Source organism: Amnibacterium kyonggiense (genome assembly GCF_004364555.1).
Taxonomy (GTDB): domain Bacteria; phylum Actinomycetota; class Actinomycetes; order Actinomycetales; family Microbacteriaceae; genus Amnibacterium; species Amnibacterium kyonggiense.
This window is the reverse complement of record NZ_SOAM01000001.1, coordinates 531195-557639: the sequence shown is the minus strand read 5'-3', so window position 1 is coordinate 557639 and position 26445 is coordinate 531195. Positions and strand designations below refer to the sequence as shown.

24 protein-coding genes, 1 tRNA gene and 1 pseudogene are annotated in these 26445 nt (G+C 71.5%); 7 read left to right on the top strand and 19 right to left on the bottom strand.

Translation table 11 applies throughout. The features are described from left to right. Positions 1 to 539: 539 nt before the first annotated feature. Positions 540 to 665: a hypothetical protein gene (locus CLV52_RS19015; protein ID WP_281276041.1), complete on the top strand. Its 126-nt coding sequence runs from the start codon at positions 540 to 542 to the stop codon at positions 663 to 665. A gap of 64 nt (positions 666 to 729) precedes the next feature. Here the strand turns inward: CLV52_RS19015 and CLV52_RS02915 are convergent, their stop codons facing one another. Further along, positions 730 to 1704: a zinc-binding dehydrogenase gene (locus CLV52_RS02915; protein ID WP_133764682.1), complete on the bottom strand. Its 975-nt coding sequence runs from the start codon at positions 1702 to 1704 to the stop codon at positions 730 to 732. Positions 1705 to 1779: 75 nt separating this feature from the next. On the opposite strand from CLV52_RS02915, the gene CLV52_RS02910 reads away from it, so the two are divergent. The 4 genes and pseudogenes from CLV52_RS02910 to CLV52_RS02895 form a co-directional block, all read left to right on the top strand. After that, the gene (locus CLV52_RS02910) at positions 1780 to 2352 is read left to right on the top strand and encodes a TetR/AcrR family transcriptional regulator (protein WP_133764680.1); all 573 of its coding nucleotides are present in this window, start codon (positions 1780 to 1782) and stop codon (positions 2350 to 2352) included. Positions 2353 to 2697: 345 nt separating this feature from the next. Continuing rightward, positions 2698 to 3231, top strand: coding sequence for a hypothetical protein (locus CLV52_RS02905; protein ID WP_133764678.1), 534 nt, complete (start codon positions 2698 to 2700; stop codon positions 3229 to 3231). A 101-nt stretch (positions 3232 to 3332) separates the two neighbouring features. Continuing rightward, positions 3333 to 3995, top strand: coding sequence for a hypothetical protein (locus tag CLV52_RS02900; RefSeq protein WP_133764676.1), 663 nt, complete (start codon positions 3333 to 3335; stop codon positions 3993 to 3995). A gap of 381 nt (positions 3996 to 4376) precedes the next feature. Next, positions 4377 to 5339 (top strand): annotated as a pseudogene (locus CLV52_RS02895) (tyrosine-type recombinase/integrase); the annotation flags it as partial. A gap of 208 nt (positions 5340 to 5547) precedes the next feature. Here the strand turns inward: CLV52_RS02895 and CLV52_RS02890 are convergent. Both CLV52_RS02890 and CLV52_RS02885 read right to left on the bottom strand, forming a co-directional pair. Next, positions 5548 to 5634: transfer RNA gene (locus CLV52_RS02890), tRNA-Ser, on the bottom strand. A gap of 105 nt (positions 5635 to 5739) precedes the next feature. After that, a complete protein-coding gene (locus CLV52_RS02885; RefSeq protein ID WP_133764674.1) occupies positions 5740 to 6660 on the bottom strand; it encodes an alpha/beta fold hydrolase in 921 nt (306 codons plus the stop codon). A gap of 87 nt (positions 6661 to 6747) precedes the next feature. On the opposite strand from CLV52_RS02885, the gene radA reads away from it, so the two are divergent. After that, positions 6748 to 8082, top strand: a complete 1335-nt coding sequence (radA, locus tag CLV52_RS02880; protein WP_133764672.1) for a DNA repair protein RadA — start codon at positions 6748 to 6750, stop codon at positions 8080 to 8082. On the opposite strand, the gene CLV52_RS02875 is transcribed toward radA, so the two are convergent. The 16 genes from CLV52_RS02875 to tilS all read right to left on the bottom strand — a co-directional run bounded on the left by CLV52_RS02875 (position 8079) and on the right by tilS (position 25765). Next, positions 8079 to 10592: a glycoside hydrolase family 65 protein gene (locus CLV52_RS02875; protein WP_133764670.1), complete on the bottom strand. Its 2514-nt coding sequence runs from the start codon at positions 10590 to 10592 to the stop codon at positions 8079 to 8081. The two genes, radA and CLV52_RS02875, sit on opposite strands and share 4 nt — an antisense overlap. Continuing rightward, the gene (locus CLV52_RS02870; RefSeq protein WP_133764668.1) at positions 10589 to 11335 is read right to left on the bottom strand and encodes an HAD family hydrolase; all 747 of its coding nucleotides are present in this window, start codon (positions 11333 to 11335) and stop codon (positions 10589 to 10591) included. The genes CLV52_RS02875 and CLV52_RS02870 overlap by 4 nt, the downstream gene beginning before the upstream one ends. Positions 11336 to 11365: 30 nt before the next feature. Further along, positions 11366 to 11878 (bottom strand): amino-acid N-acetyltransferase, encoded by a 513-nt coding sequence (locus CLV52_RS02865; RefSeq protein ID WP_133764666.1) that lies wholly within the window; start codon positions 11876 to 11878, stop codon positions 11366 to 11368. Between the two features lie 167 nt (positions 11879 to 12045). Further along, positions 12046 to 14541: an ATP-dependent Clp protease ATP-binding subunit gene (locus tag CLV52_RS02860; protein WP_133764664.1), complete on the bottom strand. Its 2496-nt coding sequence runs from the start codon at positions 14539 to 14541 to the stop codon at positions 12046 to 12048. Positions 14542 to 14685: 144 nt separating this feature from the next. Further along, positions 14686 to 15783, bottom strand: coding sequence for a serine hydrolase (locus tag CLV52_RS02855; RefSeq protein WP_162850689.1), 1098 nt, complete (start codon positions 15781 to 15783; stop codon positions 14686 to 14688). A 132-nt stretch (positions 15784 to 15915) separates the two neighbouring features. Continuing rightward, on the bottom strand, positions 15916 to 16071 hold the full coding sequence (locus tag CLV52_RS18275) for a hypothetical protein (protein ID WP_162850688.1): 156 nt from the start codon (positions 16069 to 16071) through the stop codon (positions 15916 to 15918). Positions 16072 to 16162: 91 nt separating this feature from the next. Continuing rightward, complete coding sequence (locus CLV52_RS02850; protein ID WP_246017932.1) at positions 16163 to 16369, bottom strand: hypothetical protein; 207 nt, start codon at positions 16367 to 16369, stop codon at positions 16163 to 16165. 100 nt (positions 16370 to 16469) lie between these two features. Continuing rightward, positions 16470 to 17951, bottom strand: a complete 1482-nt coding sequence (lysS, locus tag CLV52_RS02845; protein WP_246017930.1) for a lysine--tRNA ligase — start codon at positions 17949 to 17951, stop codon at positions 16470 to 16472. 34 nt (positions 17952 to 17985) lie between these two features. After that, on the bottom strand, positions 17986 to 18834 hold the full coding sequence (panC, locus tag CLV52_RS02840) for a pantoate--beta-alanine ligase (protein WP_133764658.1): 849 nt from the start codon (positions 18832 to 18834) through the stop codon (positions 17986 to 17988). Continuing rightward, positions 18831 to 19538: an NAD(P)-binding domain-containing protein gene (locus tag CLV52_RS02835; RefSeq protein ID WP_246017928.1), complete on the bottom strand. Its 708-nt coding sequence runs from the start codon at positions 19536 to 19538 to the stop codon at positions 18831 to 18833. The genes panC and CLV52_RS02835 overlap by 4 nt, the downstream gene beginning before the upstream one ends. Then, complete coding sequence (locus CLV52_RS02830; protein WP_133764656.1) at positions 19535 to 21019, bottom strand: PH domain-containing protein; 1485 nt, start codon at positions 21017 to 21019, stop codon at positions 19535 to 19537. The genes CLV52_RS02835 and CLV52_RS02830 overlap by 4 nt, the downstream gene beginning before the upstream one ends. A 4-nt stretch (positions 21020 to 21023) precedes the next feature. Next, positions 21024 to 21524 (bottom strand): PH domain-containing protein, encoded by a 501-nt coding sequence (locus tag CLV52_RS02825; RefSeq protein WP_133764654.1) that lies wholly within the window; start codon positions 21522 to 21524, stop codon positions 21024 to 21026. After that, positions 21521 to 21997, bottom strand: coding sequence for a DUF3180 domain-containing protein (locus CLV52_RS02820; RefSeq protein ID WP_133764652.1), 477 nt, complete (start codon positions 21995 to 21997; stop codon positions 21521 to 21523). Before CLV52_RS02820 ends, CLV52_RS02825 begins: the two co-directional genes overlap by 4 nt. A 38-nt stretch (positions 21998 to 22035) precedes the next feature. Then, positions 22036 to 24057: an ATP-dependent zinc metalloprotease FtsH gene (gene ftsH / locus CLV52_RS02815; RefSeq protein ID WP_133764651.1), complete on the bottom strand. Its 2022-nt coding sequence runs from the start codon at positions 24055 to 24057 to the stop codon at positions 22036 to 22038. 148 nt (positions 24058 to 24205) lie between these two features. Further along, positions 24206 to 24769, bottom strand: coding sequence for a hypoxanthine phosphoribosyltransferase (gene hpt, locus CLV52_RS02810; RefSeq protein ID WP_133764649.1), 564 nt, complete (start codon positions 24767 to 24769; stop codon positions 24206 to 24208). Between the two features lie 15 nt (positions 24770 to 24784). After that, the gene (gene tilS / locus CLV52_RS02805) at positions 24785 to 25765 is read right to left on the bottom strand and encodes a tRNA lysidine(34) synthetase TilS (RefSeq protein ID WP_133764645.1); all 981 of its coding nucleotides are present in this window, start codon (positions 25763 to 25765) and stop codon (positions 24785 to 24787) included. A 42-nt stretch (positions 25766 to 25807) separates the two neighbouring features. Here tilS and CLV52_RS02800 point away from each other — a divergent pair, with 42 nt between their 5' ends. Next, the gene (locus tag CLV52_RS02800; RefSeq protein WP_133764643.1) at positions 25808 to 26308 is read left to right on the top strand and encodes an inorganic diphosphatase; all 501 of its coding nucleotides are present in this window, start codon (positions 25808 to 25810) and stop codon (positions 26306 to 26308) included. Positions 26309 to 26445: the final 137 nt, after the last annotated feature.

The following is a 26445-nucleotide window of genomic DNA, read 5'->3' as shown; positions in this document are numbered from 1 at the left end:
CAACGCACGCCTTCCAGGGCAGCGATACCGCGCTAGAAAAGGGGTGGGCCTACCCTCAGCACTTCTAGAAGTGCCGCGGCCAGCAAGACGATACCCGCGAGACCCCATATCACTGCGTCGGAACGAACGGCCTTTTGGGTGCGCTGCCAAGGCCAGTACCAGCGCCAACTGCCACCAGATTCTTCTTCATCGGTGGCGACTCGGTCAGCAGCCATCTGAGTCGCGCGACGCCAGATGTACCCGCCGAGGGCCGCAAGAGGCGCACCCCAAGCGAACAGCACCACCGCGCTCGCGACGTTAAGACTCATCGTGCATTCATCATCGGTGATCTGGTCGCGACCTGGCAGCCCGCCTTTCGGGGTCGGCCGAGTCTCGCAAGTAGGGGAGTGAGACGTCTCACGAGCTGAACGATGAGACGCTCCTGGGTGCGGTCGAGGTGATCGCGTCAGGCTGCCCTGGTGACCAACGAGTTCCACGTCGAGGGCGTCGAGGAGATGCCAGTTCTCCTCGTGTCGTAGGAGGACACGAGGAACTTCTTGATGACCGACCCCGTCTCGGGCGTCCCTCTGCGGGAACTACTTACCCGCATGACCGCTCGGGAGAAGCTCTACCTGGTCGACTACGCCTCGAATCCGGGACACACCCGCCTGACGCTCCTCGCCTGAGTCCAGGGGCATCGCGTCTCGCGAGCAGGGCTGTGAGACAGTCGGCCTTCGGTGCCTCCGTCGGTCAGGGCGTGGCGCCGGGGTCGAGGACCAGGCGGCCGAAGACGGTGCCGGAGTCCATTCGGCGGTGTGCTTCTGCTGCGTGGGCGAGGGGGAGGACGTCATCGATGACGGGGGTCGGCCTGCCGCTCAGCCCTGCGGTGGCGAGCTGTGCGGCGCGCACTCGGTCGCGTTCCTGGACGGGGACGGTCGCGAGGCTGAAGGTGCTGAACGAGCGGGACTGCTGGAAGGCCCGCAGCAGCGAGGTGCTGAAGTCGGCGGGCGGGTAGCCGGCGACCGCGCCCACGAGAACGAGGCGCCCGTTCGGTGCGAGACGGTCGAGGAAGCCGGGCAGAGCTGATCCGCCGACGATGTCGATGATGACGTCGAAGGAGCCCGGTTCGGAGGAGTCGTCGAAGCCATGACGGTCGAGCACCTGCGTCGCGCCGAGCGCGCGCAGACGCTGTCCGCGCTGCGGTGAGGAGGTGGTGACGGCGATGGTGCTCGCGCCCCTGTCTGCGGCGAGCTCGACAGCGGCGATGCCGATGCTGCCGGCTGCGCCACGGACGAGTACCGACTCGCCGGGGGAGAAGTGGGCGTGCGCCAGGGCGAAGTGCGCGACGACGCCGGCGCTGCCGATCGTGACCGCGTCGAACGCGCGGACCTCGTCGGGCAGCGCGACGATGTCCGACGGATTCGCGAGCGTGAACTCGGCGTAGGCGCCGCTCGTGCCCGTGAACGCCCAGACGCGCGTGCCGATCCAAGCAGGATCGACGTCGACGCCTGCGGCCTCGACGACTCCCGCGACCTCGCTGCCGGGGATCATCCCCGGTGGGTACGTTGGACCGAGGGTGCCGCGGCGGATCATCGCGTCCACGCCGCCGACACCGATCGCCTCGGTCCGGATCAGCACCTGCCCGGCGCCGGGCACGGGGCCCGGCACCTCGACCGCCTTCAGGCCCTCCGGTGCGCCGAACGTCTCGATGACCACTGCGCGCATCGCGCCTCCTCCGTCTGCTCGATACTGCGGAGGACGGTAAGGCGCGCGAGCGTGTCGGGGAGGGAAGTGAGATCGATGACGGACGCTTCGTCCCAGTTGCGTGCTGACGCCCGTGAGAACCGCGATCGGATTGTCGCAGCAGCTCGGGCGCTCTTCGCGGAACGCGGCCTCAGCGTGGGCACGACCGAGATCGCCCGCCGCGCGGGGGTCGGATCAGCGACGCTCTACCGCCGCTTCCCGACCCGAGAGGCCCTCGTCGACGAGGCCTTCGCATCCGAGATGCGGGCCTGCCGGCGGATCGTTCTCCGCGGCAGCAGCGACCCGGACGCATGGCGGGGACTGCGTGCGATCATGCGCGAGCTCGTCACCTTGTCCGCTCGGAACCGAGGTTTCGTGGAGGCGCTGCAGGCGTCGGCGATGCTTCCGTCTGGTCTGATCGAGCATCGCCGCGAACTCCTCCTGCTGCTGGACGACCTGGTGCGAAGAGCGCGAGTCGATGGCGAGGTCCGACCGGACATCGCCGTCGACGACCTCGTCCTTCTCCTCCGAGCCGGACGAGGCGTGACCGATGGTCTGCGGAGCCGAGGTCGTCCGGCCGCCGACCGCTTCGTGGACCTCGCGCTCAGCGCCCTGCGGGCCAGCCGTTGACCCGCGTTGCCGCTGTCGCCCTACCGCAGGACGGAACACCGACCTAGCGCGCCGGCGAGTCGAGCGGCGTGCGCGGTCGCGTGTCATCCGTTCCAGAAGCAGAGAAGTGAGATGTCTCGGGGGCAGGAATCTGAGACAGCGCAGTCCGTCGAGCTCGACTCGCTCGCACCGCCTACATTCGGTCTCATGCGTGAGGGGGTTCCAGCCACGCCTGAGATGAAGACTCAGCGGGGGATCGAGGACAGGGCTTCAGGAATCAACGCGGGGCGTCGAGCTCTCAAGGACCTGCGGGCAGCCGCTGCAAGAGAGGTTGAATGCAGCGAGTCGGATCTCACGATGCCCCGAATGGTCCTGCTTGGGTTACTCGCGCGTGCTGAGGCATTCCACCGCGGTGCGCTGAGGGCTATCGAGGAGAACAACCCGTTCACCGCCTTCACCCTGCTCCGAAGCTATTCAGAGAACGCCGCCATGCTGGTGTGGCTGAAGATCGCGCCCGAACGCATCTCGCAGCTCGACCCGACCAATCCGAATGCTCACGGGCTAAAGATCGGGCGCATCATCAAGGCCGCCGAGAGCCGGCTGCTCGGCTTCGGCGCCATCTACGAGCAGCTCAGCGCCTATGCGCATCCAGCTGGGACGTCCCTCCTGGTTTCGTGGCGCCCCTCTGAACGCGAGTCCGAGGCAGGCGCCCTGGCGTGGAGCACTGTGCCGGCCTTCAAGACCGACGCCGACGCCGAGATCGCCTGCTTCTGGTTGGTCGAGCTCGCCGAGGCCAACAAGGAACTGTGGATCGAGTGCCACCGCCTCTTTGAAGCGCTTCCGGCCGAGTCACTCGGGCGGCTCGGTGGCTTCGAGCACACCGCCGGCGACCCCGAGTAGAGCGCCGAGCTCCTCGGAGCGGCGCTCGTCGTACGACCGATCACGTCGGCAGACTCGCCCGAGTGCTAGTCCGAAGTGCAGTCCTCGCCGACGGCGGAGACATGTTCCCGCCGAATTGGAGCCAGTTCGTCCCCGACCTGCTCAACGCTGGCCTGACGGCTGCGCTCGTCGCGCTCGCCGTCTGGTGGCTTCAGCTGCGCCATGACCGCGCTGATGCGCGCCGTGCGGCGCTCGATGATTGGAACAGGCTTCGTGTGTTTTTGCGGCCGCACTTCGGGGAACCGAGCCTAGAGATGGTGCCTGGCGGGTTGGGGATCTACCACCCGGTGCAGAACCTGCGCGAGGCACTCAAAGACCAACCCATTGAGGAGTGGGCACGCCTCCTGCCCGAGAACGCCGCCGTCGTCGCTCTCGCGAGGCTGGAGCAGGAGTGGCCGCGTCTCGAACAGACGCAGCGTCGGCTGGCTGGTCTGACTCCGTCAGTCGTGCGGGAGAGCACTCCGTCTGGCAGGGCATGGGGAGACTCGAGGATCGAACTCAACGTCGGCGCACTCGTCCCAGTCCGAATTGAGGAGGCTCGCCTCGAGGACCAGGTGTCGTTTCAGGTGCTGACCGAGGCTGGCCTTGCGCCGCTCGACATCACGAGTTGGCTCGATCGGGTGGTAAGCAGCGAAGGCTTCAGGCCAGTCGCCGAGGACCTGAAACAGCGGTTCGAGCGGACGAACGCGGCATACCGCACCGTCCGAGCCAGCGTCATGGAGTAGCGATCGTCAGCCGAGACCCTGGAACAAACCCCTCGCTGAGTACCTCGTCGGCCGCGAGGGGTCTAGCGAGGGGTTTCGGGCGTCTTGCCCTGTCCTGGCCTGCCACCTCCGCTGGCGCGGCTTCCGAACCACCCTCACTCAGCAGAAAAGCGTTGCTGACTGAGGGTGGTTCGGAAGTGCAGGTGGCAGGCCAGGACAGGGCAAAACAAGAGCAGGAGGGGATGGGGGCGGGAGCGGTGTCAGGTGAGATGACGCGGGGTGGCGATTTCAGTCAAGGGCGAGGACTGTCGGAGAGCGGTGGTGCGATCGGCGCGGTGTGAAGCGGTGGGTTTGCGGACGCGAAGAAGCATCGGCGGGTGAGCGAGATGACAGGCGGTCGGTATGGGTGCGATCTCGGCGTACGACACAGCGGCGGGCAAGCGGTATCGGGTCCGGTATCGGAAGCCTGATCGGTCGCAGACGGACAAGCGCGGGTTCCGCACGAAGCGTGAGGCCGAGCTGTTCCTCGCCTCAGTGAACGTGGCCATGGCTCGCGGGGAGTTCGTCGATGCCACAGCGACTCGAGAGACGATCGGCGTGCTGGGCGCGGCATGGCTTCGCTTCCAGACCCACTTGAAGCCGTCGTCGGTCCGACCAGTCGAGATCGCGTGGCGGCTCTACGTCGAACCGCGGTGGGGAACCACGCCGGTGTCGGCAGTGAAGTACAGCGACGTGCAGGAGTGGGTCGCCGACATCAGCGAGGGCCGCAGCGCGACGACTGTCCTTCGCGCGCACGGCGTGCTCGCCTCGATCCTCGACGTCGCCGCGCGCGACCGACGCATCTCATCGAACCCTGCTCGCGGCGTGAAGATGCCGCGGAAGAACAAGAAAGCCCACACCTACCTGACGCACGAGCAGGTCAGCGACCTCGCGCTCGAGTGCGGCGATAAGCGCACGTTCGTGCTCGTCCTCGCGTACTGCGGACTCCGCTGGGGTGAGGCAGTCGGCCTGCGAGTGCAGGACATCGACTTCGGCCGCCGGCGTATCAACGTCACCGTCAACGCGGTCGAGGTCGCGGACCGGATCGAGGTCGGGACGCCGAAGACGCACAAGCGCCGATCAGTGCCGTTTCCGGCGCTGCTCGGTCCGGCGCTCGCGCAGCAGTGCGCGGGCAAGTCGGCCGAGGAGCTCGTCTTCACCGCTGAGGACGGCGGCTACCTCCGCCGCACGAGGACGGACGAGTCGAGCCGAGGCTGGTTCAGTCAGGCCGTCCGTCGGGCGGGCATTCCCCGGATGACGCCGCACGACCTCCGGCACACTGCCGCGAGCCTCGCAATCCAGTGCGGCGCGAACGTCAAGGCCGTGCAGCGGATGCTCGGCCACGCCTCCGCCGCGATGACGCTCGACGTCTACGCCGACCTGTTCGACGACGACCTCGACCTTGTGGCCGTCCGCCTCAACGACGGGCTGGCTCGCACAAGTGTGGGCAAAGTGTGGGCAGACGCCCCTTCGCCTCAACGAGCGAACCCCCTCGATCCGCACCAGGATGCGGTTCAAGGGGGTTCGTCACACGCGGTGGCGGTGGGATTTGAACCCACGGATGGCTTGCACCATCACATGTTTTCGAGACATGCTCCTTCGGCCGCTCGGACACGCCACCGTGGACGAGTGTACGGGACGCCGGCACCCCGGGCGAAGCGGCTCATGCGGCGAGCACGGGCTCGTGCAGCCGGGATCGGAGCCGCAGCAGTCGGAGGCCGTCGCACTAGACGTCGGAGCGGGACCCGTGCTGCGGATCGACGTGCTGCAGGATGCGCTCCCACGCCGGCGCGACCACGAGGTGGCCGGCCCGCGCGACGACCTTGAGCTTCGGCTGCGCGTTCGGCAGGTGCTTGCGGTACCAGCGACCGTGCGCGCTCGGGACGATCGGATCCTTCGCGCCGTAGACCAGCAGCGTGGGCGCCCGCACCGCGTCCAGGTCGAAGCCCCACTCCTCCGGGAGGTACGACAGGAGGTCGTCGGCGAGGCCGACCGTGCCCTGGTCGTAGGCGTGCTGCAGCATCCGCTCGAGGCGGCCGCGCAGCCCTGCGCGGTCGAGCAGAGCGAGGTCCGCGGCGCCGTCCGCGAGGAGTTCCACGCCGGGCACGCCGTCCGGGACCTGAGCGCGGAGCATCTCCCGCAGGCGCTGCTTCGCCACGGGTACGGGCTGCTGGAGCAGCTCGGCGCTCAGCCGGGCGAGCTCCGGCGGGATCCACCGCACCTCGGCGTCCGGCGCGGGCGTCGCGACGACGGCGACCCGGTCTACGAGGCCCGGGAACCGGGCCGCGAGGGCGAGGGCGACGCGACCGCCCGCCGACCAGCCGACGACGCCGATCCGGTGCAGGGGCGTCCGACCGGACTCGCGCGCCTGCTCGATCACGAACTCGACGTACTCCCCGAGGTCGTCGGCCCACCGGCCGATCGAGGGCCGGAGGTCGTCGGGCAGGGCGGTCGACGAGCCGTACCCGGGCCGGTCGACCGAGACCAGGTGCACGCCCCAGGACGAGGTGACCGCCGGATCGGGATCGAAGCCGCCGGCACCCGGCGCCGGGTGGCAGAACACGACGACGCGCTCGGTCGCCGGGTCGCCGAAGGCGGTGAGGCCGAGTCGGCGGCCGTCGCGCAGGTTCACCAATCGGTCAGCCATCGGGGTCTCCTCTCGTCGCGCCCGATCCTCCCGTCCGCGCGGTGGGGAACACCTGCGGATGTCGGCACCCGCACATATCTTCGACGCATGGCCACCGCCCGCTCCCGCCCCACCCCCGCCGGCTACCGCTGTGCGGAGTGCGGATGGCGCACGGCGAAGTGGGTCGGCCGCTGCCCGGAGTGCGAGAGCTGGGGCACGGTGCAGGAGGCGGAGCCGACGGCGGCGGGCCGCGTCCAGGCGGCCACCGTCGCACCGTCGCGGCGGGCCCGACCGATCACGGACGTGCCGACCGATCCGGTGGCGCGCCGCCCGACGGGCGAGGGCGAACTCGACCGGGTGCTCGGCGGCGGGATCGTGCCGGGCTCGGTCATCCTGCTGTCCGGCGAGCCCGGCGTCGGCAAGAGCACGCTGCTGCTCGCCGTCGCCTCGCGCGTCGCGGCGAAGGGCGCGCGCGTGCTGTACGTGAGCGCCGAGGAGTCGCTCGGCCAGGTGCGCATGCGCGCGGAGCGCACCGGGAGCCTCAGCCCCACCCTGTTCCTGTCGGCGGAGACGGACCTCGCGGTCGTGCTCGGGCAGATCGACGAGGTGCAGCCGAACCTCGTCATCGTCGACTCCGTGCAGACCGTCTCGACCGCGGAGGCGACGGGCATCGCCGGCGGCCCGGGTCAGGTCCGCGAGGTCGCGGCGTCGCTGACCCGGGTCGCGAAGGAGCGGAACATCCCCGTGCTGCTCGTGGGGCACGTGACGAAGGACGGGCAGATCGCCGGCCCGCGCGTGCTCGAGCACCTCGTCGACGTCGTGTGCCACTTCGAGGGCGACCGCGGCACGGCGCTGCGCTTCGTCCGCGCGGTGAAGAACCGCTTCGGCCCGACCGACGAGGTGGGCTGCTTCGAGATGTCCGGCGAGGGCATCGTCGGCGTGCCCGACCCGAGCGGCCTGTTCCTCTCCCGAGCGGTCGGGACCGAGCCGGGCACGTGCGTGACGCTGGCCCTCGAGGGCCGCCGCGCGATCCCGGTCGAGGTGCAGGCCCTCGTCGTCCCGACCAGCGCCCCGAACCCTCGGCTCGTGGTGAACGGCGTCGACAGCGCACGTGTCGCGATGCTCATGGCGGTGCTGTCGCGGCACGCCCACGTCGCCCCGTCCAAGCCGAGCGACATCTACGTCTCGACGGTCGGCGGCGTGAAGATCGTCGAGCCGGCGGTCGACCTCGCGATCGCCCTCGCCCTCGCGTCGGCGATCACGGAGCGCCCGATCCGGGGCGACATCGCGGTCTGCGGGGAGATCAGCCTCGCCGGCGAGATCCGCCCCGCCGTGCAGGCGTCGCGCCGGGAGTCGGAGGCCAAGCGGCTCGGCTTCGGGACGCTGCTCGGCCCCGACCTCGCCTGGCTCCGCGACGCCGTGATCGAGGCCGTGACCTCCTAGGAGAGCGGGTCGGCGTCCGGCGAGTCCCAGTCGGGCAGCGTCGGGATGCTCGCCGTCAGCAGCGAGCCGTCGTCCCGCCGGGTCTTCGCCCACTGCTCGACCGTCGGCCGCCCCTCCAGCACCGGCCCCTGACCGCGCAGCGGCACCCGGAGCACGGAGCCCTCCCGCGCGGTGAACTTCTCACTCCGCACCGTCAGCGCCACGTCGCCGCCCGCCTGCACCGCGATCGCGAGCTCCTGCTGCGTCACGGTGACCAGCAGCCGGCTCCCCTGCCAGCGCATCCGGAACCGCAGCGACGGCCAATCGAGCGGCAGTCGCGGGTCGAACGTGAGGTGGCCGCCGGAATCGCGCATGCCGCCGAAGCCGTAGACGAGCGAACTCCACACGCCACCCGTCGACGCGACGTGCACGCCGTCGCTCGCGTTGTTGTGCAGGTCGTCGAGGTCGACGAACAGCGCGTGGTCGAAGTACTCCATCGCGAGGTCCCGGTAGCCGATCTCCGCGGCGATGATCGACTGCACGACCGCCGAGAGGGTCGAGTCCCCCGTCGTCAGCGGGTCGTAGTAGTCGAAGTCGTTCCGCTTCATCTCGTCCGAGAACTCGTCGGCGAGCAGGAACAGCGCCAGCACCACGTCCGCCTGCTTCAGCACCTGGAAGCGGTAGATGACGAGCGGGTGGTAGTGGAGCAGCAGCGGCAGCTTGTCGGGCGGCGTGTTCTCCAGGTCCCAGACCTCGCGGTCGAGGAAGTGGGCGTCCTGCGGGTGGATCGTGAACGCCTTGGAGTACGGGATCACCATCGCCTCGGCGGCGCGCTCCCACTCCCCGATCTCGGACTCGTCGAACCCGACCCGCTCGACCATCCGGGCGTACGCCTCCGGGAACTGGTCGGCGACGACCCGCACGCTCTCGGCCGCGTAGCGGAGGTTGAAGCGCGCCATCACGTTCGTGAAGAGGTTGTCGTTCACGACCGTCGTGTACTCGTCCGGCCCGGTGACGCCGTGGATGTGGAACGAGCTGCCCTCCGTGTGCCGCCAGAAGCCCAGCGTCGTCCAGAGCCGCGCGGTCTCGACGACCATGTCGATCGCGCCGCGCGCCAGGAAGTCCGCGTCGCCGGTGGCGCGCACGTACTTCGCGACGGCGTAGGTCACGTCGGCGTTGATGTGGTACTGCGCCGTACCGGCCGCGTAGTAGGCCGAGGCCTCCTCGCCGCTGATCGTGCGCCACGGGAAGAGCGCGCCGCCCTCGTTCAGCTGCCGCGCGCGCTTGCGTGCCGCGGGCAGCATCCGCTCGCGCATCTTCAGCGCGTTGCGGGCGAAGAGCGGGCTCGTGTACGTGAGGAAGGGCATCACGTAGATCTCGGTGTCCCAGAAGTAGTGGCCGCTGTAGCCGCTGCCCGTGAGGCCCTTCGCCGGAACCCCCGCCGAGTCCGCCCGCGCTGCGGCCTGGGCGAGCATGAAGAGGTTCCAGCGCGTCGCCTGCTGGATGGCCGGCTGCCCCGCGATCTCGACGTCGCTCCGCTCCCAGAACGCGTCGAGCCACTCCCGCTGCAGCTGCCGCTGCTCGTCCACGCCGCTGGAGGCGCCCGAGCCGGTCGTCGGGTCGAGCACGCGGTCGAGGAGTCGCTGCCCGCGGTCGATGAGCTCGCGCGGGGGCACGCTGCGGGACGTGTGGTACGCCGCGACCTTCGTGAGCTTCACCGGCACGCCGGCCTTCGCGCGCACCTGGTAGACGTTCTTCGCGATGTCCGGCGCGATCGAGGGGCGCATGTGCACCTCGTTCTCGGTCTCCACGATGTGGTCCGTGACGACGGAGAGCGTCATGTGGGAGTGGGTGACCCGGAAGCTCAGCGCGCTCCGGTCGCCCTGCTGCCAGTACTCGACCGGCTGCAAGACCCGCTCCGCGAGCCGCTCGGCCCGGCGCGGGTCGAATCCGGTCGACCCCTGGTCGCCGGGGATGGTGCGGCCGAACTCGTCCTCGCCGTCCTGGCGGTTGAGGCTCTGGCTGGAGAGCACGACCGTCGCGTCGGCGTTCTCGACGGTGACCTCGAACGACATGATCGCGAGGTGCCGCTCGACGAACGAGACGAGCCGGTCCGACTTCACCCGCACCCGCTTGCCGGAGGGCGTGAGCCAGAGCAGCTCGCGCCGGAGCACGCCGTCGCGGAAGTCGAGCTCGCGCTCGAAGGTGAGCAGCTCGGCGACGTCGAGCACGAGCGGCTCGTCGTCGACGTAGAGCCGGATGATCTTCGTGTCCGGCACGTTCACGATGGTCTGGCCGACCTCTGCGAACCCGTACGCCTGCTCGGCGTGCCGGATCGGCCACACCTCGTGGAAGCCGTTGATGAAGGTGCCGTGCTCGTGGGCGTCGCGACCCTCCGAGCTGTTGCCGCGCATGCCGAGGTACCCGTTGGCGACGGTGAAGATCGTCTCCGTGAGGCCCATCCGCTCGTCGGAGTAGATCCGTTCGACGAGCTTCCACTCGTCGACGGGGAAGCGGTCGCGATCGATCACTCCGGTGCACCCTTCTGCGCATCGAGCAGGTCGGCGAGGTCGCCGACCACCACATCGGCTCCCGCGTCGCGGAGCGCCGCCGAACCCGTTCCCCGGTCGACGCCGACCACCAGCCCGAACCCGCCCGCCGCACCGGCGGCCACGCCGGACGTCGCGTCCTCGACGACCACCGCGTTCGAGGGATCGACCTGCAGGCGCCGGGCGCCCTCGAGGAAGATGTCCGGAGCCGGCTTGCCCGGCAGCCCCTCGTCGTGGGCGACGACGCCGTCGACGATCACGGGGAACCGGTCGCCGAGGTTCGCGGCGGCGAGGACCGGGACCGCGTTCTTGGAGCTGGAGACGATCGCGACCGGGATGCCGAGCTGCCCGAGCCGGTCGAGCACCGCGAGCGAGCCGGGGTAGGCGGCGATGCCCTCCGCCGCGAGCAGCGCGGAGAAGACGGCGTTCTTGCGGTTGCCGATCCCGCACACCGTCTCGGCGTCGTCCGGATCGTCGGGGTCGCCCCAGGGCACCTCGATGCCGCGCGAGGCCAGGAGGCTCGCGACCCCGTCGTAGCGCGGGCGGCCGTCCAGGTGCGCGAAGTAGTCGGCGTCCGTGTACGGGGGTTGAACGCCCCGCTGCGTGAGGAGCTCGGTGAACATCGTCGACCACGCACGCATGTGCACCTCGGCGGTCGGCGTGATGACGCCGTCGAGGTCGAACAGCACCGCGGCCGCGTCGAAGAACTCGAGGTCACCCCGCACGCAGAGAACACTAGACGCGGGATGTGACGGTCAGATCACCTTCAGCATGCGGGTGTTGCCGAGCGTGTTCGGCTTGACCCGCGCGAGGTCCAGGAACTCGGCGACGCCCTCGTCGCCCGACCGCGCGAGCTCGGCGACGACGTCCGGACCGACCAGCCCCTCCCCGACCGGCGCGTAGCCGTGCGCCGTGAAGAAGTCGACCTCGAAGGTGAGGCAGAAGAGCTTGTCGACACCGAGCTCGGCGGCGTCCTCCTCGAGCCGCTCGACGAGCGCGTGGCCGACGCGGCGACGTCGCCAGGCCGGGTCGACGGCGAGGGTGCGGACCTCGGCGAGGTCGTCCCACATCACGTGCAGGGCGCCGCAGCCGACGACGTCGCCGGTCGTCGAGTCCTCCGCGATGCGGAACTCCTGCACCGCGCCGTAGAAGACGGCGGAGTCCTTGCCGAGCAGGATGCGCCGCTCCACGAGCGGCGCGACGAGGGATTGGATCGCCGGCACGTCCTTGACGCGCGCCTTCCGGATGAAGAAGGGGGCGTCGCTCACGGGTCGATCCTTCCACGGGGTCCCGCGCCGGGACGACGAGGGTCGGTGGTCTCGAGGCTCGCTTCGCTCGCACCTCGACCAGCGGAAGCCGCGACGCGGGGCGACGGGGCGGGGACGACGAAGGGCGCCCCACCTCGCGGTGGGGCGCCCTTCGTTCGCGCTGAGGACTACTCGGCCTCGGGCGTCCCGTCGGTGATCGCACCGGCGGCGGCGCCGACCAGCTCGCCCTTCTTCGTCGTGGAGAACACGAACTCGCCGTTCTGGAAGTCGACGTGCACGTGATCGCCCGCGACGAGCTCGCCGTGGAGGATCTTCTCCGACAGCCGGTCCTCGACCTCGTGCTGGACCGCGCGACGCAGCGGGCGGGCGCCGAGGGCCGGGTCGAACCCGACCTCGATCAGCCGCTCCTTCGCCGGGACGGTGAGCTCGACGGTCATGTCGCGGTCCATCATCCGGTCGCCGAGGCGCTTCACGAACAGGTCGACGATCTGCAGCAGCTCCGGCTTGGTGAGCTGCGGGAAGACGATCATCTCGTCGACGCGGTTCAGGAACTCGGGCTTGAAGTGGCGCTTCAGCTCCTCGTTCACCTTGGCGCGCATGCGCTCGTAGTTCGACGAGGTGTCGTCGGCGGCGACGAAGCCGACCGGACCGCCCGAGATCTGCGCGGTGCCGAGGTTCGTCGTCATGATGATGACGGTGTTCTTGAAGTCGACGACGCGGCCCTGACCGTCCGTCAGACGCCCCTCCTCCAGGATCTGGAGGAGCGAGTTGAAGATGTCCGGGTGCGCCTTCTCGATCTCGTCGAAGAGGACGACGGAGAACGGCTTGCGGCGCACCTTCTCGGTGAGCTGGCCGCCCTCCTCGAAGCCGACGAAGCCCGGAGGGGCACCGAAGAGCCGAGAGACGGTGTGCTTCTCGCCGTACTCCGACATGTCGAGGGAGATCAGCGCGTTCTCGTCGTCGAACAGGAACTCGGCGAGCGCCTTGGCCAGCTCCGTCTTCCCGACGCCGGTGGGGCCGGCGAAGATGAACGAGCCGGAGGGACGCTTCGGGTCCTTCAGACCGGCGCGGGTGCGGCGGATGGTCTTCGCGAGGACCGCGATGGCCTCCTCCTGGCCGACGACGCGCTCGTGCAGCGCCTTCTCCATGAAGATGAGCCGGCTCGACTCCTCCTCCGTCAGCTTGAACACGGGGATGCCCGTCGCCTGGGCGAGCACCTCCGCGATCAGGCCCTCGTCGACCTCGGCGGTCGTCTTGACGTCGCCGGAGCGCCACTGCTTCTCGAGGCGCAGCCGCTCGCCGAGGAGGTTCTTCTCCTCGTCGCGCAGGCCCGCGGCCTTCTCGAAGTCCTGGTCCTCGATCGCGGCCTCCTTGGCCGCGCGGACCAGGGCGATCTTCTCGTCGAACTCCCGCAGCTCCGGCGGCGCCGACAGGATCGAGAGGCGCAGGCGGGCGCCGGCCTCGTCGATCAGGTCGATCGCCTTGTCCGGCAGGAACCGGTCCGAGATGTAGCGGTCGGCGAGGTTCGCGGCGGCGACGATCGCGCCGTCGGTGATCGACACCTTGTGGTGCGCCTCGTAGCGGTCGCGCAGGCCCTTCAGGATGTTGATCGCGTGGGGCAGCGACGGCTCCTGCACCTGGATCGGCTGGAAGCGGCGCTCGAGCGCGGCGTCCTTCTCGAAGTGCTTGCGGTACTCGTCGAGCGTCGTGGCGCCGATGGTCTGCAGCTCGCCGCGGGCGAGCAGCGGCTTGAGGATGGAAGCGGCGTCGATCGCGCCCTCCGCGGCACCCGCGCCGACGAGGGTGTGGATCTCGTCGATGAAGGTGATGATGTCGCCGCGGGTGCGGATCTCCTTCGTGACCTTCTTGAGGCGCTCCTCGAAGTCGCCGCGGTAGCGGGACCCGGCGATGAGCGAGCCGAGGTCGAGCGTGTAGAGCTGCTTGTCCTTGAGCGTCTCCGGCACGTCGCCACGGACGATCGCCTGCGCGAGGCCCTCCACGACGGCGGTCTTGCCGACGCCGGGCTCGCCGATCAGCACGGGGTTGTTCTTCGAGCGGCGCGAGAGGATCTGCATCACGCGCTCGATCTCCTTCTCGCGCCCGATGACCGGGTCGAGCTTGCCGTCGCGCGCGGCCTGCGTGAGGTTGCGCCCGAACTGGTCGAGGATCTGCGAGCCCTGCGCCTGCTGCTGCGCCTCGCCGCCGACGGCGACCTGCTCCTTGCCCTGGTAGCCCGAGAGCAGCTGGATGACCTGCTGGCGCACCCGGTTGAGGTCGGCGCCGAGCTTGACGAGCACCTGGGCGGCGACGCCCTCGCCCTCGCGGATGAGGCCGAGCAGGATGTGCTCGGTCCCGATGTAGTTGTGGCCGAGCTGCAGCGCCTCGCGCAGCGACAGCTCGAGCACCTTCTTCGCACGCGGCGTGAAGGGGATGTGGCCGGTCGGCTGCTGCTGGCCCTGGCCGATGATGTCCTGGACCTGCTCGCGGACGGCGTCGAGGGAGATGCCGAGCGACTCGAGCGCCTTCGCGGCGACGCCCTCCCCCTCGTGGATCAGGCCGAGCAGGATGTGCTCGGTCCCGATGTAGTTGTGGTTGAGCATCTTGGCCTCTTCCTGGGCCAGGACGACGACTCGGCGGGCTCGATCGGTGAAGCGCTCGAACATGCTGTGGCTCCTCGCTTGCCCGGCACGGACCGGGCGACGTCTGGACTGCCGGCGGTGTCCCGTCGGCGTCATTACGAGGCTACGGCGCGCTCCCCCGCCACCAGGCGCCTGTTCGCCCCCGGCTTATCCCGCGTCGCGCGGACGTCAGAGGATCGGGTGCCGCAGCGTCAGGCGTGCGTTGTCGACCCAGCCGACCTTCCCGGCGATGCGGACGAGGTACCGGGTCCGCATGCTGTCGATCACCTCGACCCGGGTGCCCTTCGGGAAGCGCCCGAGCACGGGCGAGTGCCGGGAGACGGACCGCGTGAGGACGAGCGCCCCGGTGGCGCGCATCTGCTGCCGGTCGTAGGCGAACGGCCGCTTCACCGGGCCCTCGAGCTCGCGGTACACGACGCGCGAGATGCGGGTGATCGCGCGGGTCGTCGCCCCGTTCGACCCCATCACCACGAGCACGTACCGGGAGCGCGGGCCCCAGACGATCGCGGAGTCGGTCTGCACCATGCCCGTGCCCGTCCACAGCGTGCCGGGCTTCGACGCCTGCCGGACCCCGTCCGGCAGACCGGGCGGGATGGCTTCCCGCCACACCTGCGTCTCGAGCAGCCGCTCGAAGCGGGCCGTCGACGCCTTGGAGACGAGCTGTCCGCGCGCGAGCCGGGTCAGGACCCGGGCGACGTCCGCGGTCGTCGTGGTCTTCGTCCGGTGGCCCGAGTACCAGAAGGTCGTGCCGGTGAAGCCGTTCCGGTGCAGTAGCCGGTTGAGCCAGGGCTTGCCGACCTTCGCCAGCAGGTCCTGCGCGGCGTAGTTGTCCGACGGCTCGATCATCGCGCGCAGGCTCGCGCGCACCGTCAGGCCCGAGCGCACGCGGTCGTCGTAGCGCAGCGCGCCCGCGTCGATCCGGGTGAGGACGCCGTAGGCGATGAAGAGCTTGTAGACGGAGGCCGGCTCGCGGTGCCGCGTCGCGCCGATCCGGACGAGCCGGTGCGCGCCGTCCAGCTCCCGCGCCTCGAGCGTGTAGCTGCCGGGCAGCGTCGGCAGCAGCGCGTCGAGTGCCTTCCGCAGCCGCTGCTCCGAGACGGCAGCCGCGGCGGGTGCCGGCGCCGCTGCCGGCGGCGTCGGTGTCGGCGTGCTGGTGGCGGGCGGGGCGGGCTCCGTCGTGCCCGCCCCGTCCGCGAACGCCGGTGCCGTCCCGCCGAGCGTCAACGCCGCGACCAGGACGCCACCGGTGATCAGCGCGATGCGCATGGTGTTCCCCCAACCGCGACCGGTTCCCCCGAGCCGATCGCCGAGAAGGAGCATGCCCGCGGCGGCATGCCGCGCGTCGACACGACACCGGCCCAGTGCGGGGGCTCCCCGCTCGGGTGTCGCTCGTGCGGGTCAGGCCCGGCGCAGGAGCGCGGCGGAGCCGCCGAAGGTCAGCGTCCAGGCCAGCCAGAGCTCGAAGATCGCCTTGCGCATGATGTCCCCCTCGTCGCGGCCCGTCGTCGGGCCGGCTGCGGGATCGAGCATCGCGGTGCCGCTGTCGCGACGCACGATCCCAGTCGAGGTGCGACCGGTCGGGGTGCGACGCGGGCGGGTGCGACCGGGTCGGGTGCGCCCCCTGCTGGGAGCAGCCAAAGTGGGGTCAGGCGCGCGGCGCGTCGCGGGCCGCGTCCGCCTCGGCGAGGAGCTTGGCGTCCTCCTCGGCCTCGATCCGCGCCTGCGCCTCGCGCTCGGTGCGGTCGGCGCGGAGGATCGCCCGCATCACGAACCAGAAGACCAGGGAAACGCAGATCGTCGGCACGATCGCCCACAGGCCCTCGTCCCAGCCGCCGATCGCTCCCAGTCCCACGGAGCCAGGGTACGTCCCATCCGCCCCCTGCCGGCGCCCCTGTTCACGGATACGGAGATCCGGGGCGCTCCGCTTCCCGGATCTCCGTATCCGTGAACCCCTACTTGACGAGGGGGAAGAGGATCGTCTCCCGGACGCCCTCGCCGGTCAGCGCCATCAGCAGCCGGTCGATGCCCATGCCGAGGCCGCCCGTCGGCGGCATCGCGAACTCGAGCGCGCGGAGGAACTCCTCGTCGATGCGCATCGCCTCCGGGTCGCCGCCGGCCGCGAGCACGGCCTGGTCGACGAACCGCTGCCGCTGCACGACCGGGTCGATCAGCTCCGAGTACCCCGTCGCGAGCTCGAAGCCGCGCACGTAGAGGTCGAACTTCTCCACCACGCCGGGGATCGACCGGTGCTCGCGGACCAGCGGCGACGTGTCGACCGGGAAGTCCATGACGAACGTCGGGCGCTCGAGCCCCGACTTGACGAAGTGCTCCCAGAGCTCCTCGACGTACTTGCCGCGGATCGGATGCGCGACCTCGATCTCGAGCCGGTCGGCGAGCGCGACGAGCTCGTCCATCGGCGTCTCCGGCGTGATCTCGACGCCGGCCGCCTCCGACAGGGACGGGTACATCGAGATCCGGTCCCAGTCGCCGCCGAGGTCGAACGCGGTGCCGTCGGTCCACGTGGCGGTCGTCGAGCCGCCGACGGCCACGGCCGCGTTCTGGATCAGGGCCTGCACGAGGTCGGCGATGCCGTTGTAGTCCGAGTAGGCCTCGTACGACTCGAGCATCGTGAACTCGGGCGAGTGCGTGGAGTCGGCGCCCTCGTTGCGGAAGTTCCGGTTGATCTCGAACACCCGCTCGAGGCCCCCGACCACGGCGCGCTTGAGGAACAGCTCGGGCGCGATCCGGAGGAAGAGGTCGGTGTCGAACGCGTTCGAGTGCGTCACGAACGGGCGCGCGGACGCGCCGCCGTGCTGCGTCTGCAGCATCGGGGTCTCGAGCTCGATGTAGCCGCGGTCCGCGAAGGTCGAGCGGAGCGACGCGACCGCCTTCGCCCGGGTGAGCACCATCGACCGGGCCGCAGGGCGCGCGATGAGGTCGAGGTAGCGGTTCCGGACCCGGGTCTCCTCCGACAGCTCCGCGTGGAGGTTCGGCAGGGGCAGCAGCGCCTTGGCGGCGATCCGCCACTCGGCGACGAGGATCGACAGCTCGCCGCGGCGTGACGTGACGACCTCGCCCGAGACGAACAGCTGGTCGCCGAGGTCGACGACCGCCTTCCAGTCCGCGAGGGACTCCTCCCCGACCCGGTCCAGGCTCACCATCGCCTGGATGCGGCTGCCGTCGCCCGCCTGGAGCGCGGCGAAGCAGAGCTTGCCGGTGTTGCGGAGGTGCACGATCCGGCCCGCGAGCCCGACGACCTCCCCCGTCGACTCGTCCACGCCGAGGTCGGCGTGGCGCTCCCGCACCGCCGCGATCGTGTCCGTGACCGGCACGGCGACCGGGTAGGCCTGCTCGCCCCGCTCGAGCAGCCGCGCGCGCTTCGCGAGGCGGACCTCGCGCTGCTCGTTGGTGTCGTCGGCGGTGGTGTCCGTCACGCGGAGCTCCTGGATCGGTCGGACGGCCCGGACGTCACCCGAGGTGGACGAACCGGTTGTCGATCAGACGCGTTCCGCCGACCCGGGCGGCGACGAGCACGAGGGCACGGCCACGATACCCGTCGTCCACGGGCCGGAAGGAGGCCGGGTCGACCACCGCGAGGTACTCCAGGTCGGCGCCGTCCTCGCCCGCGAGCGCTCCCTGCGCGGCCGCGACCATTGCGTCCACGTCCCGGTCGGCGAAGGACTCGGCGGCGTCGAGGGCGGCCGGCACGGCGCGGGCGAGCCGCCGCTCGCCGCCCTGCAGGTAGCGGTTGCGGCTCGACAGGGCGAGCCCGTCGTCCTCCCGGACCGTCTCGACGACGTCCACCGCGACGGGGACGTCGAGGTCCCGGACCATCCGCTGCACCAGGAAGACCTGCTGCGCGTCCTTCTGCCCGAAGACGACGACGTCGGGACCGACGACGTGGAGGAGCTTCAGGACGATCGTCAGCACCCCGTCGAAGTGCCCGGGGCGGATGCGGCCCTCGAGCACGTCGCCGGCCGGGCCCGCGGCGACGCGGACCTGCGTGCGGCCCTCCGGGAGCAGCTCGCCGGCGTCCGGGGCGAAGAGCACGTCGGCGCCCGCGGCGTCGAGCAGCGCCGTGTCGGCCGCGAGGTCGCGGGGGTAGCGGGCGAAGTCCTCCTTCGGTCCGAACTGCATCGGGTTCACGAAGACGGACACGACGACGAGATCGGCGAGCTCGCGGGCCCGCTCGACGAGCGCGAGGTGCCCCGCGTGGAGGGCGCCCATGGTCGGGACGAGGGCCACCCGCTTCCCGGCCGCCCGGGCGGCCGCGACCGCGGCCCGCACGTCGTCGATGGTGCTCGTGGTCGCCGTCATCGCGGATCCTCCCCCTCGTCCGGCCTTCCGACCCGCAGCAGCGCCCGGTCGAGCGCGGTCCTCGCGATGGGACCGAGCACGGCGTCCGGGTCCTCGACGCCGAGGCGCGCGAGCCCTCTCGCCGCGGAACGGACGGCGAGCTCGACCGGGCCGACGACGTCGTCGAGCGCCTGCGCCCAGGCGGCGCGGTCCTCCTCCGCGACGACGACCGGCTCGCACCCCATCTCGACGGCGAGCGCCTGCCCGATCGGCAGCACCGGGCCGGGCGCGGTCACGGCGCAGCGGGCCTCCCGCAGTCGGAGGACGTCGATGCTCGTGCCCGTGAAGGCCATGGCCGGCGACAGCGCCACGGGGATCGCCCCCTGGCGCACCGCGGGCAGGAGGACCTCCGTGCCGAGCCCGGGCGCGGTGTGCACGACCAGCTGCCCGGCGACCCACACGCCCGCGTCCGCCAGCCCCTGCACGAGGCCGGGCAGCTCGGCGTCGGGTACGGCGAGGAGGACGAGCTCGCTGCGTTCGACGAGGTCGGGGACGGGGAGGATCGGCGCGGTCGGCAGCATCGCCTCCGCCCGGTCCCGGCTCTCCTGCGACACCGCGGCGATGCCGACGAGCGCGTGTCCGGCGCCCGCGAGCGCGGCCCCGAGGACGGGGCCGACGCGGCCGGCGCCGATCACGCCGACGCCGAGCCGGCCGGCGGGCCTCACCGCTGCGTCCCGAGGTCGCGCCAGCGGTGCGAGACGTCGCGGCGGCGCGCGCCGACGCCGATCTCCTCGAGCTCGACGAAGAGCCGCTGCGCGCGGTCGGCGTCGACGAGCCGGAGCGTCGTCCGCACCGGGCCCGACACCACGTGCGGGTGCACGGTCGCCACGCGCAGCAGGCGCTGCAGCGGGCCCTGCCGCAGGGAGACGCTCTGCATCCGGGCGTCGGGCACGACGACGAGCTCGCGGCGGAGGAACCCGGAGCGGGCGAGCACCGACGCGTCGGTGAGGCGGAAGCCGGTGCGCCGCCACGCGAGCGGCCGCAGCCAGCGCGCGCGGCGCGGCGCGGGGGTGAAGTCGCCCTCGTCGCCGCGGCCGACCAGACCGGCGACGAGCAGGTCGCGCTGGTCCTCGAGGTCCGGCACGAGCAGCGGCAGGAGCGTGAGCACCTCCGCCGTCGTCGCGACGGGCGCGAGGGACCGCTCGGACTCGGCGTTGCGCCGCCCCGCCGCGTGCCCCGCGCGGTTCACCGCGACCCGCCACCACCCCGCCGGGCGCCACAGCAGCGGCTGCTCGATGTGCAGGGCGTGCACGCGTCCGGGCGGCACGGCCTCCGTGCTCGTGCTGACGACGCCGCTCGAGACGCGGACGCCGTCGCGGGTCGAGACCACGGAGAAGCGGAGGTTCCGACCGATCCGGCGCCCGAGCACGGTCACGGAGCCGATGACGACGGGCACGAACGACACCGCCGCCGCGGGTCCGGCGCCGAGGCCGGCGAGCACCGGCACCACGACGGCCACGATGACGACGAGCGCGACGAGCGTCTCGGACAGCAGCACCGAGCCGATCGCGCGGCCCGGGGTCACCGTGACGACGGGCGTGCCGGGCTCGGTCAGCACGGCCGCCTCGACGCTCTCCGGCTCCTCGCCCTCCGGCGCCTCGGCCTCGCGGTGCCCGGACGCGAGCGCGAGGACGTCGCCGCGCAGCTCCTCGGCCGCGCCGTTGGACAGGTACTCGAGCCGGACGTTCGCGTTCTGGCCGGCGACGTCGAGCTCGACCCGCGCGGCGCCCACGAGGCGGGCGAGCAGCGGGCGGGAGATCCGCACGCCCTGGATGCGGTCGAGCTTCGCGGTGCGGGTGCGGCGCAGCAGGACGCCGTAGCGCACCGTCACGTCGTCGCCGTCGATGCGGAACTCGCTGGCCCGCCACGACAGCCAGAACGCGCCGACGCTGAGGAGGATGACGCCGAGCACGATCAGCGCGGCCGGCAGGACGAGGTCGTGGCGACCGATCTCGTCGACGGGATCCCCGCCGACGTCCGGCAGCCCGAAGACCAGCGTCACGAGGTGCTCGCGCAGGTTCCCGCCCACGTACAGGAGGACGGCGAGGAGCCAGATGCCGCCGCGGAGGAGCGGGGTCGCGGGGTGGAGCCGGTGCCACGCACCGTCGACGTATCGAGTCCTCGCCGTCGAGGCCTGCGCGGTCATGCCCCTACAGTCCCACGCGCCGCTCCTCGGCCCGTGCCACGAGGGCGTCGCGGAGCTCCGCGGCCTCCGGCTCGGGGAGGCCGGGCAGGGTCACGTCCGAGGTCGCCGCCGCGGTGACGAGGCGCAGCTCTGCGAGCCCGAGCAGCCGCGCCACCGGCCCGCGGTTCACGTCGACGAGCTGCATGCGTCCGTAGGGCACGGCGACGAGCCGGGACAGGAGGATGCCTCGTCGGACGACGAGGTCGTCCTCCCGCAGGATCCAGCCGATGGCCCGCACGCGGCGCGGGGCGATGACGAGACGGATCACGGTCAGGACCGCGACGATGCCCAGGACGGTCCAGCCGATCCACGGGACGGGCACGACGAGCAGCAGGAAGGCGCCGACGACGGCGCCGCCGACCGCGGACATGAGCACGGCGGCGATCTCGACCCAGACGAGGCGCGGCGAGACGCCCCGCCAGCCGGTGAGCCCGGCGTCGAGGGCCCGCGGCGGGAGGACGGTCATCGCTGCTCCAGAGTCCGGTCGGGGCGGTCGGCGGGGTCCTGCGGCGGGATGCGGCACCACCACTCGACGACGAGGCCGGCCGCGCACAGCGCCAGTGCGCCGACGCCCGTGAGCAGGTCGGGCCAGAACGCCGGCACCGCGAAGCTCCCCGTCCGCGAGACCGCGTAGCCGAGGAACGCGACCGCGACGCCGACGAGCAGCGCGCCGGCGAGGCTCGAAGCCTTCGCCAGCACCAGGACCCGCATCGCGTAGAACGGGTCGACCGGCCGGTTCGCCGTCCCGCGCACCAGGCGTCGGACGGGCCTGCCGAGCAGGATCAGCCCGAACGCGAGGATGAACAGGACCGAGTAGAGCGTGGCCGGCGGCTGGTACGAGGGCGTCCCACCCGCGGCGAGAGCGACCTGGAGCAGCCAGCCGATCACGCCGCCGGCGATGGCGATGCCGACGAGCGCGACGGGGCTGGTCCGCCTCACGGTGGATCAGCCGCCGTCGCCGGGCTCGTGCTCCGCGGTCACGCCGTGGCGGGGCGGGGCTTGATGCGCGGGCTGCGCTTGCGCGCGGGCGCACCGCCGCCGTCGGAGTCGATGCCGCCGTCGACCGCACCGGCGTCGATCGGCGCCTTGGGCGTCGGGATCGCCACGGCGGGCAGGTCGGACACGGGCCGGCGGTCGCTCGAGAGCCACTGCGGGCGCGGCGGGAGCTTCTTCACGTCCTTGAAGATCTCCGCGAGCTCGTTCTGGTCGAGCGTCTCCTTCTCGAGGAGCGCCGTCGCGAGGCGGTCGAGCACCGCGCGGTTCTCGAGCACGAGCTGGTAGGCCTCGTCGTGCGCCGCCTCGATGAGGGTGCGCACCTCCTTGTCCACCTGCTCGGCGAGCTCGTCCGAGTAGTCGCGCTGGTGACCCATGTCGCGGCCGAGGAACATCTCGCCGGAGGCCGCCCCGAGCTTGACGGAGCCGATGGTCGCGCTCATGCCGAACTCGGTGACCATGCGCCGGGCGGTGCCGGTGGCCTTCTCGATGTCGTTCGATGCGCCGGAGGTCGGGTCGTGGAACACGACCTCCTCCGCGACCCGGCCGCCCATCGCGTACGCCAGCTGGTCGAGCAGCTCGTTGCGGGTGACCGAGTACTTGTCCTCGAGCGGCAGCACCATCGTGTAGCCGAGGGCGCGGCCGCGCGGGAGGATCGTCACCTTCGTCACCGGGTCGGTGTGGTTGAGGCTCGCCGCGACCAGGGCGTGACCGCCCTCGTGGTACGCGGTGATGAGCTTCTCCTGGTCCTTCATCACCCGGCTGCGCCGCTGCGGGCCGGCGATCACGCGGTCAACGGCCTCGTCGAGGGCCCGGTTGTCGATGAGCTGCGCGTTGCTGCGCGCGGTGAGCAGCGCGGCCTCGTTGAGGACGTTCGCCAGGTCGGCGCCGGTGAAGCCCGGCGTCTTGCGCGCGAGGACCTCGAGGTCGACGCCCGCGGCGAGCGGCTTGCCCTTCGAGTGCACCTCGAGGATGCGGCGGCGGCCGTTGAGGTCCGGGGCGTCGACGCCGATCTGGCGGTCGAAGCGGCCCGGGCGCAGCAGCGCGGGGTCGAGGATGTCGGGGCGGTTCGTCGCCGCGATCAGGATCACGTTCGTCTTGACGTCGAAGCCGTCCATCTCGACGAGGAGCTGGTTCAGCGTCTGCTCGCGCTCGTCGTGCCCGCCGCCGAGGCCGGCGCCGCGGTGACGGCCGACCGCGTCGATCTCGTCGACGAAGATGATGGCCGGCGCGTTCTGCTTCGCCTGGTCGAACAGGTCGCGGACGCGGGAGGCGCCGACGCCGACGAACATCTCGACGAAGTCCGAGCCGGAGATCGAGTAGAACGGCACGCCCGCCTCACCCGCGACGGCGCGGGCGAGCAGCGTCTTGCCGGTGCCCGGAGGGCCGTACAGGAGCACGCCCTTCGGGATCCGGGCGCCGACGGCCTGGAACTTCGCGGGCTCCTTGAGGAAGTCCTTGATCTCCCCGAGCTCCTCGATGGCCTCGTCGGAGCCGGCCACGTCGTTGAAGGTGACCTTCGGGGTCTCCTTCGAGACGAGCTTGGCGCGGGACTTGCCGAACTGCATGACCCGGTTGCCGCCGCCCTGCATGGAGGACATGAGGAACCAGAAGATGACGCCGATGATGAGGAACGGCAGCAGGATCGAGCCGAGCGAGAGCAGCCAGTTCGTCTGCGGGATCTCGTCGGTGTAGCTCATCTTCGAGTCGGCGGCGGCCGCGGTGTCGACGGCCTGGACGACCTGCTCGCCGCGGGCGGTGACGAAGTTGAACTGGACCTGCGTCCCGTTGTTGCCGTCCGCCTGCTTCAGCACGAGGTCGACGCGGTTGTCGTTGTCGACGATCTTGGCGCTCTGGACGTCGCCGTTCTTCAGCAGCTCGAGACCGTGCTCGGTGGTGATGGAGCGGAAGCCCGTGCCGGTCAGCAGGCTCGAGCCGACCCAGACGACCACGATCGCGATCACGATGTAGACGAGGGGACCGCGGAAGATGCGCTTGAGGTCCATAGTCCGCATAGGGTAACGCCCGAATTCTCGGCCCCGGACCGCTGTTCGCCGCAGGGGGACAGCCCGATCCCGGCTCACCGACGACTCGTAGGCGCCGCACAGGACCGGGGGTCGTCCGCCTCTCCCGTCCGGGACCGCGCCGCCGCTCCTACTGGTACACGTGCGGCGCGAGCACCGCGACGTCGCGCAGGTTGCGGTAGCGCTCCGCGTAGTCGAGGCCGTAGCCGATGACGAACGCGTTGGGGATGTCGAAGCCGCAGTACTTCACGTCGACCCGGATCTTCACGGCGTCCGGCTTGCGGAGGAGCGTGCAGACCTCGACGCTCGCCGGCCCGCGGGAGCGCAGGTTCTCGACGAGCCACGACAGCGTGAGCCCCGAATCGAGGATGTCCTCGACGATCAGCACCCGCCGGCCGGCGAGCTCCGCGTCGAGGTCCTTGAGGATGCGCACGACGCCGGAGGACTGCGTGCTCGAGCCGTAGGAGCTGACCGCCATCCAGTCCATCTGGACGGGGATCCGCAGCTCGCGCGCCAGGTCGGCCATCACCATGACCGCGCCCTTCAGCACGCCGACGAGCAGGATCGGGCTGTCGTCGGCCGCTGCGGCGTCGTCCGCCTCGATCTCCCGGCACAGCTCGGCGATGCGCTCGCGGATCTGCTGCTCGGTGAGCAGCACCTCGGCGAGGTCGCCCCGGATGTCGTCGGAATCCACGCGCTCGGTCCCCCTTCAGGCGCCGAGGAACTCCAGCCGCCCGTCGGCGCGGACCACCCTAATGCCGGGCAGGTCGACGCCTCCCTGCCCGTGCCAGTCGAAGACGAGCCGCGCGACCGCGAGCGTCTGCGCCCTCGACAGCGTGCGCCCGAACTCGTCCTCGACGGCGAGCCGGATGAGCCGGTGGACGATCGCCGGCGGGTTCGCCGCGAGCGCGGGGACGGGCAGCGCGATGCCGCCCTCGGCCAGCTCGGCGAGCTCGGGCGCCAGCTCGTCCGCGATGGCGTCGAGCGCGGCGGCGTCCTCCTGGACCTGGTCCGCGGTGCGGGCGAGGGCCTCGGCGACGCCCGGTCCGATCGCCGCCTCGAGCGCCGGCAGCGCCTCGGCCCGCACCCGCGCGCGGGCGAAGCGGGCGTCCGCGTTCATGGGGTCGGCCCAGGGCTCGAGGCCCTGATCGGCGCACGCCGCGACGGTCGTCGCACGGCGCAGACCGAGGAAGGGGCGCAGGACCGGGTCGCCGACCGGACGCATGCCGGCGACGGCATCCGGCCCGGATCCCCGCGCCAGCCCGAGGAGCACCGTCTCGGCCTGGTCGTCGAGCGTGTGCCCGAGGAGGAGGTGCGACGCGCCCGTCTCGGCGAGCGCCGCCCGGAGCGCGTCGTAGCGGGCGGTGCGCGCGGCGGCCTCCGGGCCGCCCTCCCCGTCGACCTCCACGCGCCGAACGAGGACGGGGTCGAGGCCCAGGCCCGCGGCGGCCGCCGCGGCGCGCTCGGCGACCCCGGCGGAGCCCGGCTGCATCCCGTGGTCGACGACGATCGCACCGATGCGGACGCCGGCGCGCGGCCCCTCGAACGCCGCCGCAGCGGCGAGCGCGAGGGAGTCGGGCCCGCCGGACAGCGCGACGAGCGCCCCACCGGGGCCGACGAGCGGCAGCAGCGCCCGCACGGCGCCGCGGGTCTGCGCGGTGGCCGGCGTCAGGCGGGGCCGATCGGGCATTCGCTAACGTTATGGCCGCTTCATCCGAGGGAAAGGACGGCCGTGGCCGCGTACGACGTGATCATCGAGATCCCCAAGGGGAGCCGGAACAAGTACGAGGTCGACCACGTGACCGGCCGGGTCTACCTCGACCGCGTGCTGTTCACCTCGTTCGTCTACCCGACGGACTACGGCTTCTTCGAGAACACGCTCGGGCTCGACGGCGACCCGGTGGACGCCCTCGTCCTGCTCGAGTACCCGGCGTTCCCCGGCGTGGGCGTCAAGGTGCGTCCGGTCGGCGTGCTGAACATGAGCGACGAGGCCGGCTCCGACGCGAAGGTCGTCGTCGTCCCGCACAAGGACCCGCGCTGGCAGCACATCCAGGACATCGGCGACGTCCCCGAGCAGACGAAGAACGAGATCGAGCACTTCTTCCGCCGGTACAAGGACCTCGAGCCGGGCAAGTTCGTGAACATCGAGGGCTGGGGCGACGCCGCCGAAGCCGAGCGGATCGTGCAGGACGGCTTCACGCGCCTGCAGGAGTCGGGCGCCGACCACTCCTGATCCGCGGATCGCCTCCTCCCGCCGGCCGATCTCGCGGATCCGCATTCCTCGCGCGGATCCGCAGAACCTGGGCGACACGCCGCTGCGGTGACCCCGCCGTCGGCGTGTCGCCGAGGAACTGGGGATCCGCGACGGCG

Bases quoted from the DNA above. Each gene is read 5' to 3' on its own strand.
- CLV52_RS19015 (WP_281276041.1), top strand. From the start codon at position 540: ATGACCGACCCCGTCTCGGGCGTCCCTCTGCGGGAACTACTTACCCGC.
- CLV52_RS02915 (WP_133764682.1), bottom strand. From the start codon at position 1,704: ATGCGCGCAGTGGTCATCGAGACGTTCGGCGCACCGGAGGGCCTGAAG.
- CLV52_RS02910 (WP_133764680.1), top strand. From the start codon at position 1,780: ATGACGGACGCTTCGTCCCAGTTGCGTGCTGACGCCCGTGAGAACCGC.
- CLV52_RS02905 (WP_133764678.1), top strand. From the start codon at position 2,698: ATGGTCCTGCTTGGGTTACTCGCGCGTGCTGAGGCATTCCACCGCGGT.
- CLV52_RS02900 (WP_133764676.1), top strand. From the start codon at position 3,333: ATGTTCCCGCCGAATTGGAGCCAGTTCGTCCCCGACCTGCTCAACGCT.
- CLV52_RS02885 (WP_133764674.1), bottom strand. From the start codon at position 6,660: ATGGCTGACCGATTGGTGAACCTGCGCGACGGCCGCCGACTCGGCCTC.
- radA (WP_133764672.1), top strand. From the start codon at position 6,748: ATGGCCACCGCCCGCTCCCGCCCCACCCCCGCCGGCTACCGCTGTGCG.
- CLV52_RS02860 (WP_133764664.1), bottom strand. From the start codon at position 14,541: ATGTTCGAGCGCTTCACCGATCGAGCCCGCCGAGTCGTCGTCCTGGCC.
- CLV52_RS02855 (WP_162850689.1), bottom strand. From the start codon at position 15,783: ATGCGCATCGCGCTGATCACCGGTGGCGTCCTGGTCGCGGCGTTGACG.
- panC (WP_133764658.1), bottom strand. From the start codon at position 18,834: ATGACGGCGACCACGAGCACCATCGACGACGTGCGGGCCGCGGTCGCG.
- CLV52_RS02830 (WP_133764656.1), bottom strand. From the start codon at position 21,019: ATGACCGCGCAGGCCTCGACGGCGAGGACTCGATACGTCGACGGTGCG.
- CLV52_RS02825 (WP_133764654.1), bottom strand. From the start codon at position 21,524: ATGACCGTCCTCCCGCCGCGGGCCCTCGACGCCGGGCTCACCGGCTGG.
- ftsH (WP_133764651.1), bottom strand. From the start codon at position 24,057: ATGGACCTCAAGCGCATCTTCCGCGGTCCCCTCGTCTACATCGTGATC.
- tilS (WP_133764645.1), bottom strand. From the start codon at position 25,765: ATGCCCGATCGGCCCCGCCTGACGCCGGCCACCGCGCAGACCCGCGGC.